Annotated in this window: 10 protein-coding genes; 7 read left to right on the top strand and 3 right to left on the bottom strand. The window is 71.7% G+C overall.

The annotated features are described in order from the left end of the window. The first annotated feature begins 81 nt into the window (after positions 1-81). Positions 82-675, top strand: coding sequence for an LOG family protein (locus tag OCJ37_RS08940; RefSeq protein WP_263113291.1), 594 nt, complete (start codon positions 82-84; stop codon positions 673-675). 130 nt (positions 676-805) lie between these two features. On the opposite strand, the gene OCJ37_RS08935 is transcribed toward OCJ37_RS08940, so the two are convergent. Then, positions 806-3,676 (bottom strand): bifunctional diguanylate cyclase/phosphodiesterase, encoded by a 2,871-nt coding sequence (locus OCJ37_RS08935; RefSeq protein WP_263113290.1) that lies wholly within the window; start codon positions 3,674-3,676, stop codon positions 806-808. Between the two features lie 213 nt (positions 3,677-3,889). Between OCJ37_RS08935 and OCJ37_RS08930 the strand changes: the two genes are divergently transcribed. From OCJ37_RS08930 to OCJ37_RS08905, 6 genes are all read left to right on the top strand, one after another. Then, on the top strand, positions 3,890-4,444 hold the full coding sequence (locus OCJ37_RS08930) for an RNA polymerase sigma factor (protein ID WP_263113289.1): 555 nt from the start codon (positions 3,890-3,892) through the stop codon (positions 4,442-4,444). After that, positions 4,441-5,571, top strand: a complete 1,131-nt coding sequence (locus tag OCJ37_RS08925; RefSeq protein ID WP_263113288.1) for a hypothetical protein — start codon at positions 4,441-4,443, stop codon at positions 5,569-5,571. The genes OCJ37_RS08930 and OCJ37_RS08925 overlap by 4 nt, the downstream gene beginning before the upstream one ends. 255 nt (positions 5,572-5,826) lie before the next feature. Next, on the top strand, positions 5,827-7,362 hold the full coding sequence (locus OCJ37_RS08920; protein ID WP_263113287.1) for an alpha/beta hydrolase: 1,536 nt from the start codon (positions 5,827-5,829) through the stop codon (positions 7,360-7,362). A gap of 132 nt (positions 7,363-7,494) precedes the next feature. Next, positions 7,495-8,088 carry an IMPACT family protein gene (locus OCJ37_RS08915; protein WP_263113286.1) on the top strand — a complete coding sequence of 198 codons (594 nt, stop codon included), beginning with the start codon at positions 7,495-7,497 and terminating at the stop codon, positions 8,086-8,088. Next, complete coding sequence (locus OCJ37_RS08910) at positions 8,085-9,851, top strand: ABC transporter transmembrane domain-containing protein (RefSeq protein ID WP_263113285.1); 1,767 nt, start codon at positions 8,085-8,087, stop codon at positions 9,849-9,851. The genes OCJ37_RS08915 and OCJ37_RS08910 overlap by 4 nt, the downstream gene beginning before the upstream one ends. A 106-nt stretch (positions 9,852-9,957) precedes the next feature. Beyond that, positions 9,958-10,170 carry a hypothetical protein gene (locus OCJ37_RS08905; protein WP_263113284.1) on the top strand — a complete coding sequence of 71 codons (213 nt, stop codon included), beginning with the start codon at positions 9,958-9,960 and terminating at the stop codon, positions 10,168-10,170. A gap of 355 nt (positions 10,171-10,525) precedes the next feature. Here OCJ37_RS08905 and OCJ37_RS08900 read toward each other — a convergent pair whose 3' ends face one another. Together OCJ37_RS08900 and pdxY are read right to left on the bottom strand one after the other, a co-directional pair. Continuing rightward, complete coding sequence (locus OCJ37_RS08900; protein ID WP_263113283.1) at positions 10,526-11,638, bottom strand: prephenate dehydrogenase; 1,113 nt, start codon at positions 11,636-11,638, stop codon at positions 10,526-10,528. Next, entirely contained in the window at positions 11,635-12,543 is a 909-nt protein-coding gene (gene pdxY / locus OCJ37_RS08895) for a pyridoxal kinase (RefSeq protein WP_263113282.1), read from the bottom strand. Before pdxY ends, OCJ37_RS08900 begins: the two co-directional genes overlap by 4 nt. Positions 12,544-12,880 lie beyond the last annotated feature (337 nt).

Below are 12,880 nucleotides of genomic sequence, written 5' to 3'. Positions count from 1 at the left end.
TAACGCCCTGCCTCGCAACGCTCGCACAGGCAGCACCCCGCTTCTACGACTCCCCATTCCCCACTCCCGAATCCCAGCCCAATGAAGAGCATCTGCGTCTACTGCGGTTCCAACGCCGGCAACAAGCCCGCCTACGCCGAGCGCGCCACTGCGCTGGGCACGCGCATCGCCGAGCAGGGCCTGCGCCTGGTCTACGGCGGCGGCAACGTCGGGCTGATGGGCACCGTGGCCAATGCGGTGCTCGCCGCCGGCGGCCAGGTCACCGGGGTGATCCCCAAGCAACTGGCCGACTGGGAAGTGGCGCACCGCGGGCTGACCGAACTGGAAATCGTCGGTTCGATGCACGAGCGCAAGTCGCGCATGTTCGACCTGTCCGACGGCTTCGTCGCCCTGCCCGGCGGCTTCGGCACCATGGAAGAGATCTTCGAGATGCTGACCTGGCGCCAGCTCGGCATCGGCAACAAGCCCTGCGCGTTCCTGGACGTGGAAGACTTCTACGCCCCGCTGATCGGCATGATCGACCGCATGGTCGCCGAACGCTTCCTGCACCCGGACCAGCGCGCCGACCTGTGGTACGGCAACGACCTCGACGCGATGCTGGCGTGGATGCACGACTACACCCCGGCGCAAGCCTCGAAGTGGATCGACGAAAAGCGCCGCACCGCATTGCGTTGAAACCGCCTGGCGGCGCTCCCATGCCCGCGGCCACCCGGTCGCGCGGCCAGGCGCGCGGAACCTGCGGCGCCGCATGCTTCGTCCGCCGGCCAGCGAAGCGCGCCGCCTTCAGGACCAACAGGCGCCACCATCAATCGTGCTGCGCAGGCCGCCCCAACAGATACCCCTGCCCATAATCGCACCCCAACTCGCGCAACGTCGCCAACTGCTGCTCCGTCTCGATCCCTTCCCCGATCGTCTCGATCCCCAGCGTACCGGCCAACGCCAGGATGCTGCGCACCAGCGCGTAACTGCCGGTCCCGCTGTCCCCATGCAGCCCGGCCACGAAACTCTGGTCGATCTTCAGCGCCGAGATCGGAAACCGATGCAGATACGACAAGGCCGAGAATCCCGTGCCGAAATCGTCCAACTGCGCCAACACCCCCCGCTCGCGCAGCGCCTGCAGGATCGTCAACGTCCGCGGCGCATCGTCGAGCAGCGCCACCTCCGTGATCTCCACCCGCAAGCGCCGCGGATCGGCACCGGCGGTATCGATCAGGCCGAACAGCCGATCGGTGAAGTCCGGTGAACGGAAATGCCGCGGCGACACGTTGACCGAGACGTAGCCGTCGCCGCCCCGGGCCAGGCGCTGGATCACCTGCTCGTACAGCAGCCAGTCCACCTGCTCGATCAGCCCGCTGTCCTCGCCCAGATCGATGAACTGGCTGGGCACCAATAGTCCGCGGCTCTCGTGACGCCAGCGCAGCAGCGCCTCGTGGCCGGTCACCTGGCCGTCGCCCAGGCGCACGATCGGCTGATAGAACGGCTCGAAGTCGCCGTTCTTGATCGCCCGCCGCAGGTCCGCCTCCAGGTCCAGGCTGCGCAGCGCCGCCTCGCGCATCGCCTCGTCGAACACCGCGCAGCGGTCCTGGGTCTGCGCCTTGGCCCGGTACATCGCCGCGTCCGCGTCGCGCAGCAGTTCCTCGCCGCTGCTGTAGCGCGGATGCCAGGCCGCGATGCCCAGGCTGCCGGACGGGAACAGCTCGCGGCCGGCCACCCACATCGGCTGGCCGAGCACGCCGAGCAGGCGCTGCGCCAGTTCGCGCGCGCCCTCCAGGCCGTCCGCGCACTGCACCAGGATCGCGAACTCGTCGCCGCCCAGGCGCGCGACTACGTCGTCGCTGCGGATGGTGGACACGATGCGCTTGGCCACCTCCACCAGCATCTCGTCGCCGGCGGCATGGCCGATGCTGTCGTTGACCAGCTTGAAGCGGTCCAGGTCCAGGAACAGCACCGCGAAGGACATGCCGTCGCCGTTGCGCGCGCGGCTGATCGCTTCGCCGAGCCGGTCCAGCAGGTGCGAGCGGTTCGGCAGCCCGGTCAGCGCGTCGTGCAGCGCCTGGTGGGTCAGGCGCTGCTCGGCGCGCCAGCGCTCGGCGATCTGCGCCAACAGTTGCTGGTTGACCTCGGCCAGCTCGCGGGTGCGCTCGGCCACGCGCTGCTCCAGTTCGGCATGCGCCAGCTGCAGCCGCTCCTGCGCGCGTTGCCGCGCCAGGCCGCCGCCGACGTTGTGGGCGACGAAGGTCAGCAGGCGCTGGTCGTATTCGGTGAAGCGCACCTGTGTGGTGTAGCTCTGCACCACGATCGCGCCGACCACCTCGCCCTCGTCGAACAGCGGCACGCCGAGCCAGCTGTGCGAGCGCGTGCCGTACTCCTGCACCTCGCCCTGCGCCACCAGCGCCTCGATGTCCGCCAGTCCCAGCAACGACGGCTGGCGCTTGCGCATCACGTATTCGGTCAGGCCCTTGCCGCGCCGGCGCAGCGGCCGCCGCGGGCTGTACTCGTCCACCGAGTAGACGAATTCCAGCATCTTGCCGTCGTCGGACAGCAGGGCGATGTACAGGTTGCGCGCATCGATCAGCCCGCCGACGATGGCATGCACCTCGGCGTAGAACTGCTGCAGGCTCTCCGAGCGGATCGCCAGCTCGGCGATGCGGAACAGCGCCAGCTGCAGGGTTTCGGCGCGCTTGCGCTCCAGGATCTCGTCCTGCAGGTCGTGGTTGGCGCGCTGCAGCTCCTGGGTGCGCAGCTGCACGCGCCGCTCCAGCTGCACCTGCGCGTGGCGCCGGTCCATCGCGGTCAGCACGTGCTGGGCGACGTAGGCCAGCAGCGCGCGGTCGGCGTCGGTGTAGTGCATCGCACGGTCGTAGTTCTGCACCACGATCGCGCCGCAGACGCGGCCCTCGCGCAGCATCGGCACGCCCAGCCAATCCTTGCTGTCCGGCCCATGGCGGCGGTCGTAGCGCACCCGCAGGCGTTCGCGCACCTGCTCGGACGGCCCGCGCACCGCCTGGCCGTGGCGCAGCAGGGCGAAGGTGAGGCTGCTGGGCATGTCGCGCTGGAAGTACAGCTGCTCCGGGTCGGCGACGAAGTCGTCGTGCTTGTCGCAGAAATACAGGAAACGCATGCTTTGCTGCTCTTCGTCGTACTCGACGATGTAGCAGTTCTCCGCGTACATCAGCGAGGCCAGCACCGAATGCACGTGCTGCAGCATCTGCCCCATTTCCAGGTCCGCGCCGGCCAGGTCGGCGATCTCGTACAGCGCCTGCTGCAGCTGCTTGGATTTCTCCAGGCCCTCGATGCGCGCGCGCATCCGCTCCGTTTCCAGCAGCGCCAGGCCGAACGCGGCCGCCATCTCGCACCAGGCCGCGCGCTGCGGCGCGGCCAGCGGCTGTTCCAGCCGTGCGGCCACGGCCACGCAGGCGCCGTCCGGCGTGCGCAGCACGTGCAGCAGCGCCTGCGCGGGCGCGGTCACGCTTTCGGTGAGGCTGCGCAGCACCAGCGCCGGCAGCCATGCCGGCGCATGCGGCGTGGCGCCGAACAGGCGCCCGACCGCGCCGTCGCCGCAGGCGATGGCCACATCGCTGCCCGGCGGCAGCAAGCCGCACAGCGCGGCTGCGGTCTGTATGGAAGCGTGGCCGTCGGGTTGATCCTGGCGGGCGATCGCGGACGGCTTGAACATCGACAACAACTCCTACATGACGTCGGACCTGCCCCACGTCTCCCCCTGCCGCCAGCATACCTTCTGCGTGAACGGGCGCACGCGCGAATGACCCCGTCCGTGCCGCCGGTACGTTCACTGTCTACGATGCCTCCTGCCCTCCCGTCCCCGGCCGTCGCCACCTCGCCCACGCCGCGCTATGCGGCGGGCCGGCGAACGCTTAGGCTTGCCGCCGTGGACGCCCTGGTCGAAACGAGCGATGAAGCCCTGATGCTGGCCTATGCGGCCGGCGACGCCGGCGCGTTCGAGGCCCTGTACGCGCGTCACCGCGGCCGCCTCTACCACTACCTGCTGCGCCAGCTGCGCGACGTGGCGCTGGCCGAGGAGATGTTCCAGGACGTGTGGCAGCGGGTCATCGCCGCACGCCAGGGCTGGCAGCCGCAGGCCGCATTCAGTACCTGGCTGCTGCGCATCGCCCACAATCGGCTCGGCGACCACTGGCGCGCGGCCAAGCACCGCCCGGCCGCGCCGGCCGACGCCGACCTGCGCACCGCCAGCGTGCCGGATCCGGATACCCCGGAGCGGCAGCTGTCCGCGTTCGAACAGCGGCGCCAGCTGCAACTGGCGCTCGACGACCTGCCGGAGGACCAACGCGAAGTGCTGCTGCTGCGCCTGGAACAGGAACTGAGCCTGGAGGAGATCGGACAGATCACCGGAGTCGGCCGCGAGACGGTCAAGTCGCGGCTGCGCTATGCGATGGACAAACTGCGCGCGAGGCTGGGCGAATGAACGCCGACGAGCCGCTGACCCCGGAAGAACGCGCCCTCGCCGAACGCCTGCGCCTGGGCCGGCCGGCGCTGCCGTCGGCGGCGCTGGACGCGGCGATCCTGGCCGCGGCGCGTGCTGCGGTGGCGCCTGCCCCGGCGGCCGTGCCGCAAGGGGATGCGCGCTCCGAACCCGATGCCGGTGCCGGTGCCGATGCCGTGCGGCCGGCGCCGATCGCCGCGGCGCCGCAGCCGGCGCGCGCGACACCGTCGACCGTTGCCAGGCGTCGCACGCGTTGGCCGGCCTGGACCGGACTGGCGGCGTCGCTGACCCTGGCGGTCGGCATCGCCTGGCAACTGCGGACCCCGCCCGCGCCCGTACCGATGCCGGCCGCAGCGCCGGCGCCTGCGGCCCCGGAGACGGCAGAATCCGCAGCGCCAGCGCCGGCGCCTGCCACCCCCGCCCCGCCGACCGACGCCGCTGCGCAGAAGGACGCGGCGCAGGCACGGCCCGCACCACCGCCGCCATCGGCGAGCGCCCAGGCCATGCAGGAAATCCTGCCGACAGCGGCGTCCGCACCGGCACAGGTCGTCGCCGAACCGGCGCCGGTCGTCGCAGCGAAGCCGGCACCGCGGATGATCGCGCCTCCGGCACCGCCTGCGCCGCCCGCACCGATGCCCGCGCCCGCGCTCGCGGAGGACGCGCAGGATGCACGTGCGAACGCTGCGACGGCGCGCACCCAGCAGGAGTCGGCCGCACAGTGGGAACAGCGCTCCACCGTCCAGGAGCGCGACCAGACCCTGGGCGCGCGCCGGGAAGCGCCGGCCCGCACGCAGGCAAAGACCGCTGCATCCGACGCACGCGTGGAAGGCGGTCTCATGGCCGCGCCAGCGCCAGCGCCTGCGGCGCCCGCCGCGCCGCCGATCGCCGAAGACAGGATTCCGTTCGCCGCGACCGCGTCCCCCGCCGACGCGGCATTCGAGACCGTCGCGGATGCGGACGCGCGGCTGTCGCGGCGGCAATGGCTGCAACGCATCCGCGAACGCCGCGACGCAGGCGAACACGCGGCTGCGCGCGCCAGCCTGCAGCGGTTCCAGCACGCGCATCCGCGCGCGCATATCCCCGACGACCTTCGCGCCCTGCTCGACTGAGCCGCGCGCTGGACGCCGCCGGCTGCGCGTGTGAGGCCGAGCGGGCCCGGCCTGACCGCCAACCCGCCGGGACCCGTAAGCCCCCGCAACCGCAAGACCCCCGGATGAGCCGCGGCCCCATCCGCCCGCAGGTGCCGAACAACCTGCCCCCGGCAAACGGCCACCGCATCCCGCGACGGCAGCAGTCCCGGCGATCCGCTTGACAGTCGCCGGGCGCGGATGGATGTTGCCGCTCTGTCCCGAGCGACGCCCGCCATGCGCAGCCCGATTGCCCGTCTCGCACTGCCTGCGGTCCTGCTCGGCTGGGCGCTGGCCTGCCACGCGCAGACGATCGCGCCGCCTGCGCGCATCAGCATGGAACACGCGCTCGCCACTGCGATCGACGGCACGCCGATGCCCTACGAGATCGGCACGCTGTCGGTGCCGGAGAACCGCGACAAACCGGATAGCCGCCCGATCCAGGTCGGCTTCGCCCGGGTCAAGGCCAGCCGCCCGAGCGGCGCGCCGCCGATCTTCCTGCTGGCGGGCGGGCCGGGCACGACGATGCTCGACATCGTGCTCGATCGCGACGACACCGCCAGGCGCCGCGTCAAGGCGTGGCAGGCCTATGCGGAGGTGGCCGACCTGGTGGTGGTCGAGCAGCGCGGCTACACCCTGCGCGGCGAACGGATGGAACTGGACACGCCGGCCTTGCCGCTGGACCAGCCGATGACCACCGCGCAGGACATCGCGATCACCCGCGACCTGGCGCGGCGCGCGCAGGCCGCCTATCCGCAGGCCGATCTGTCCGGCTATTCGATCGCGCAGATCGCCGACGACGTCGACGACCTGCGCAGGGCGCTGGGCTACGACAGGATCAGCCTGGTCGCCGCCAGCTTCGGTTCGCAGTGGGCGTTCGCGGTGCTCAAGCGCCATCCCGGGCGCGTGGCGCGCGCGGTGATCTCCGCCACCGAACCGCTGGACGCCGGCTACGACCAACCCTCGCAGGTGTTCGCCGCGTTCCAGCGCATCGCCGCCGAAGCCGACCAGGCGCCCGCGCTGGCGCCTTACCTGCCCCCCGGCGGCATGATCGCGGCGATGCAGGCGACGCGGGAGCGCCTGGCCGCCGCGTCGGTCCGCGTGGAGGTCGAGCACGACGGCACCCGGCAGCAGGTGGCGCTGGGGCTGGAGGACTACCAGCTCGCGCTGATCACCTACTCCGCGAACGCCGCGACCTTCCCGCGCTTCGTGCTCTCGGCCTACCACGGCCACTACGACGACTGGGCGCGCGACGCCATCGCCTGGCGCGCGCCGGAGACGCGCGCGCTGATCAATCCGCTGATCAACATCGGCCTGGACATGAGCGCGCCGCGCAAGCGCCTGCTGTGGAGCGACCCGGCGCTGCCGCTGCTCGGGCGCTGGAACTTCGCCGCGTATCTGGCGACCAAGGGCGAATGGGCCACCGCCGACGCCGGCGACGCGCTGCGCGCACCGGTGCTGGACCCGACCCCGGTGCTGTTCGTGCAGGGCGACTGGGACACCTCCACGCCGCTGGAGAACACCCTGGCGCTGCTGCCCTACTTCCCCAACAGCCGCACCGTGGTGCTGCATCGCGCGCAACACAACGGCACCTTCGCCCTGCTGCGCAGCCGGCCCGAGCTCGCCGCCAAGGTCTACGCGTTCCTGCGCGACGGCGACACCCGCACCCTGCCGGCGGAAGCGGCGCTGGACCCGGTGGCGTTCGCCGCGCCCGCGTTTCCCGCGCCCGCGCCCGGATCCGCTGCGCCCGCAGCGGTGGACGAGCGCCGTTGAGCGCGATGCCGGAATAGCCGCGCGCCGGAGTAGCGCGCATTGCCGGCATCGATCCCACACCCGAACCGCGACGGCATCGACCGACCGGCGGCATCGGTGGCCCGCCGCGGCGCCTCGTCTAGAATGGCGCCGATGCCCGATACGCTCCCCCATCCCGTCAGCCACAGCGTGGACATCAAGCACAGCCGCTTCCTGGCCCAGGCGGCGCCGATCGCCGACGCCAATGCGGCAATGGCGTTCGTGCAGCAGGTCGCGGTGGCCGACGCCACCCACAACTGCTGGGCCTACCGGTTCGGCGACGAGTACCGCTCCAGCGACGACGGCGAACCGGCCGGCACCGCCGGCAGGCCGATCCTGGCGGCGATCGATGGCCAGGGCTTCGACCGCGTGGCGGTGGTGGTCACGCGCTGGTACGGCGGCATCAAGCTCGGCGCCGGCGGCCTGGTCCGCGCCTACGGTGGCAGCGCCGCCGAGTGCCTGCGGCTGGCGCCGCGGCAGCCGCTGCTGGCGCTGAGCCTGCTGACCCTGCACTGCGAGTTCGACGATCTGGGCATCGTGCACGCGGCGCTGGGCGCCTGCGCCGCCGAGAAACTCGATGAACGCTTCGACGCCGATGGCGCCGAACTGCGCCTGCGCCTGCCCAGCGATCGCCTCGACGCCTTGAAAACCCGGCTGCGCGACGCCACTCGGAACAGGGTCCGCTGCTCGGAATCCTCCCCCGCATGAACGATCCGTCGGCCGACCAGGCCAAGTCGCTGCGCAAGCTCGGCAGCCTGCGCACTTTGTGGCCGTTCGTGCAGCGCCAGCGCGGCCTGTTCTGCGCCTGGCTGCTGGCGCTGGCGGTGTCCTCCAGCGCGACGCTGAGCCTGCCGGTGGCGGTGCGGCAGATGATCGACCACGGCTTCAGCGACGGCGGCCGGATCAACCAGTCCTTCGCGCTGCTGTTCGCGGTGGCGGTGGTGCTGGCGATCGCCACCGCGATGCGCTTCTACTTCGTGTCGCTGCTGGGCGAGAAGGTCGTCGCCGACCTGCGCGGGCGCCTGTACGCGCACCTGATCGGCCTGCACGCCGGCTTCCACGACCGCAACCGCAGCGGCGAACTGGTGTCGCGGCTGTCGGCCGACAGCGAGCTGCTGCGCGGGGTGATCGGCAGCACCATGTCGGTGGCGCTGCGCAGCACGGTGACGGTGGTCGGCAGCATCGTGATGCTGTTCGTGACCAGCCCGCACCTGGCCGCCTACGCGCTGCTCGGCATCCCGCTGGCGGTGTTGCCGATCGTGCTCGGCGCGCGCCGCCTGCAGAAGATCTCGCGCGCCAGCCAGGACCGCGTCGCCGACGCCAACACCCTGGCCGCCGAGACCCTGGGCGCGGTGCGCACGGTGCAGGCGCATGCGCGCGAACCCTACGAGCGCGGCCGCTTCGGCCAGGCGCTGGCGCTGTCGGTGGAGGTGGCGCGGCGCCGGGTGCGCGCGCAGGCGCTGATCACCGCCACCGCGATCGTGCTGGTGTTCGGCGCGATCGTGCTAGTGCTGTGGTCCGGCGCGCACGAGGTGGCGGCCGGCGAACTGAGCGCCGGCGCGCTCGGCCAGTTTGTGCTGTATGCGATGTTCGGCGGCGGCTCGGTGGCCTCGCTGGCCGAAGTCTGGAACGACCTGCAGCGCGCGGCCGGCGGCATGGGCCGCATCGCCGAGCTGTTCGCCGAACGCCCCGAGGTGGTGGCCCCGGCGCAGCCGCGCGCGCTGCCGCGGCCGCTGCGCGGCGAGGTGCGTTTCGACAACGTGGTGTTCCGCTATCCGCAGCGCCCCGACCATCCGGCGCTGGACGGCTTCGACCTGCACGTGCGGCCGGGCGAGAGCGTGGCCCTGGTCGGCCCCTCCGGCGCCGGCAAGAGCACCGTGCTGTCGCTGCTGCTGCGCTTCCACGATCCGCAATCCGGCGCGGTGCGGGTGGACGGCGCCGACCTGCGCGACCTGGACCCGGCCCAGCTGCGCGAGGGCATCGGCCTGGTGCCGCAACATCCGACCCTGTTCGCGGCCAGCGCGGCCGACAACATCCGCTACGGCCGGCTCGATGCCAGCGAGGCCGAGGTCGAGGCCGCGGCGCGCGCGGCCGAGGCCGATACGTTCATCCGCCAGTTGCCGGGCGGCTACGCCAGCGAACTGGGCGAGCGCGGCGCGCGCCTGTCCGGCGGCCAGCAGCAGCGCATCGCCATCGCCCGCGCCCTGCTCAAGGACGCGCCCATCCTGCTGCTGGACGAGGCCACCAGCGCGCTCGACGCGCAGAGCGAGCACGCCGTGCAGCAGGCGCTGGAACGGCTGATGGCCGGGCGCACCACGCTGGTGATCGCGCACCGCCTGGCGACCGTGCTCAAGGCCGACCGCATCGTGGTGATGGACCACGGCCGCATCGTCGCCCAGGGCACCCATGCCGAACTGCTGGCCCAGGGCGGCCTGTATGCGGAACTGGCGCGGCTGCAATTCATCGACTGACCACGCCGCGCTAACGCGGGCGGGACTACGGTCCGCGCTGACGCCCCTGCCGCGCTCGCGCGCAGCGGCGCCAGCGCGATGAAACGCATTCGACAGGAGACACGCCATGTCCTTTCGCCAACTGCCCGCCCTCGGCCCCGACGGCGAGGCCTATCTGATCACCGAGTTCCAGGACGAAGCGCAGCACCAGCAGCAGGCCCAGCAGGACGCGCACGCCACGCCGGCGCTGCGCTACGAACTGGCCGACGGACGCAAGCTGATCCGCCGCGGACAGCAGTTCACCACCACCGGCGGCGAGCTGACGCTGACCGCGGTCTGAGATCGCACGCGCGATGCCGCGCAGAAGGACAGCGACGCCTTGCGTCGCTCTGCCGCTCAGCACACCCGCCGCGCACATGGTCAATTATTGACCACGCCTCTTGACACGCCCGCCTCGCAAGGCGCGCAGGCACTTATCCACATGTTTGCGCGCCTTTCATCCACACCGCCTGTGGATGAAGTGCCGTGGTGGTTTGATCGCGGCAGATCGCTTCCCTGTAGGAGCGGCTTCAGCCGCGACCGGGCGTCACCGGTGACGCCCGGTCGCGGCTGAAGCCGCTCCTACAGAAGCGACATCGTCGAAGCAGCCGCCACGCCCGGCTTCGCTGAAGCCGTGTCCACGCGCAAGCCGCTGACTAGCGCGGCAACACCCGGCCGATGCCGCTGGCGTCGATCTCCGCCGCCGCCGCGTCCAGCGCGGGCGCCACGGTCGTCGGATCGAAGCCGATGCGGAAATGCAGTTCGCCCGCCGGCGTGCGCGAGGAATGGATCGAGGTCAGGCTGATGCCGTGGCGTTCGAACACGTACAGCAAGGCGCGCAGCGAGCCGGCGCGATCCTCCGGCAGGTAGACGCTGAGGGTCAGTTGCTCGGTGAGGTCGGCGAGCAGGTAGCCGACCCGTTCGTAGCTGTAGTTGCCGTGCGCGATCGTCGCCTCGCCCAGCGCGTGGCGGTTGGCGTCGAGGAAATCGGCGCGGAACTGCGCGCGCGCCGCGTCGTCGCCGCGGCCGACCTGGTCGCGCAGCCGCGACAGCTGCGCGATCAGGCCGTCGAGCACGCCGCCGACATGCGGATTGCCGAACTGGATGTCCTCGTAGATGGCCGGATTCAGCGCCAGGATGCGCGCGATGATCGCGGTATCCAGCTCGAACGAGGCCGAGCGGTACGGCAGCAGCGCGTCCAGCGGGCCCAGCGTCGGCGCGTGCTCGCGCAGCACGCCGGCCTGGGCCAGGTGGCTGGCATGCACCATCGCCTGCACCAGCGCCATCACCCGGTCGTGGTGGTCGGGCGTGGTGCGCACGCATTCGGCCTCCAGCGCCGCGCACAGCTGCTGCAGCCACGCCTGCCAGCGCGACAGCCGCGCTTCGCACACCACCAGCACGCGGCCCTTCAACGTCGGCGATTTCGGCGGCGCGGTCATCGGGTGCAACCCGGCCACCTCCGCCTGCGAGGCCAGCATCGCCGCCACCGGCTCGCGCTTGACCGAGGTCACGTCCAGCCACAATTGCCCGCGTTCGCGGCCGGCGGCGCGGCGCACGTAGTCGCCGATCAGCGCCGGCGTATGCCGGATCGGCGCGGAGAAGATCAGCACCTGCGCGCGCTGCAGCAGCGCGTCGGGATCCAGCGACTGCGGATCGGCCGGGTCGTGGCCGACCACGTCCAGCTGCATGCGCTCGCGGAAGAACCGGCCCAGCCAGCGGCCGTAGGCGCCGGCGCTGCCGACGATGCCGACGACCGGATGCAGGCTCACGCCAGGCGCTCGGCGGCGAAGCGCAGCGGCGTGGCCAGCGCCGCGGGTGCGGCGGCGAGCACGTCCAGTTCCTCGTAGTCCGCGGCCAGGGTCGCTTCCAGCGCCGCGTGCACGCCGGCGATGGCGCGGCCGATCGCCAGTTCGAATGCATCGCCGCGCAGCAGGAACGCGACCAGCAGCGACATCAGCACGTCGCCGGTGCCGGCCACGTCCACCGGCAACAGCGGCGAGCGCCAGCGGTAGGTCGCCTCGCGGCTCACCGCCAGCGTCACCAGTTGCCCCGCCTCGCCGCTCACGCTGTGCGCCAGCACCCACTGCGGCCCGCGCGCCAGCAAGGCCTGCGCCGCGGCGATGGCGTCGTCCTGGGCCAGCGCCGGCATGCCGGTCAGGCGCCCGAGTTCGAACGCGTTCGGCGTGACCAGCCACGCATGCGGCAGCAGGCGTTCGGCGAACACCGTTTCCAGTCCAGGTTCGACGTACGGCCCGGTGTGCGTATCGCCGATCACCGGATCCAGGCAGTAGCGCAGCGTCGGGCACTGCGGCAACGTGGCGTCGAGCCAGTCGGCGAACGCGGCGCCGTTGCCGACGCTGCCGAAGTAGCCGGACACCAGCATGCGCGCACGCTGCGGCAGGCCGCGCTCGCTGGCGCCGAGCAGCAGGTCGGCGAACCAGTCCGACGGCAGCACCTTGCCGCGCAAGGTGTCGTAGAACGGCGCATTGCTCAGCAGCGTGGTCGGGATCTCCGCCACGCGCAGGCCCAACGCGCGCATCGGCGGCATCGCCGCACTGTTGCCGGCATGGCCGTAGACCAGTTGCGACTGCACGGAAATGACATCGACCGGCACCGGCCCATCGGGGCGCTGGCGACGGCCATGGATCAGGTGGCTTTCGGCGGATGCATTCATCGCCGTAGTTTAAGGGCTGGGATTGGGGATTCGGGATTGGGCGTCGGAACCGCGGGCTCGCAGGCACGCCACGGCCCAGGCAACCGGCACATGCCGTCGGGCTTCGCCGCGCAACGAACCACCGAGGGTGCGAACGTCCAAGCTGCCACTGGGAAGCCGCAGATGCCGACGCGCCCGCACCTGCCTTCCTGGCCAACACGAGCACTCGCGGACGCAAGATCGCCAACGAACTCCCAATCCCACATTCCCGCAACTGAAAAAGGCACGTGCTCAACGCCAGAATCGCGTCCCGCACGTGCCTCCTCCTCCCAACACGGAACCCACCAGGCACCAGGGA

Origin of the sequence: Xanthomonas sp. AM6 (genome assembly GCF_025665335.1) — a bacterium.
Lineage (GTDB): Bacteria > Pseudomonadota > Gammaproteobacteria > Xanthomonadales > Xanthomonadaceae > Xanthomonas_A.
This window is presented reverse-complemented; position numbering and strand designations above follow the sequence as displayed.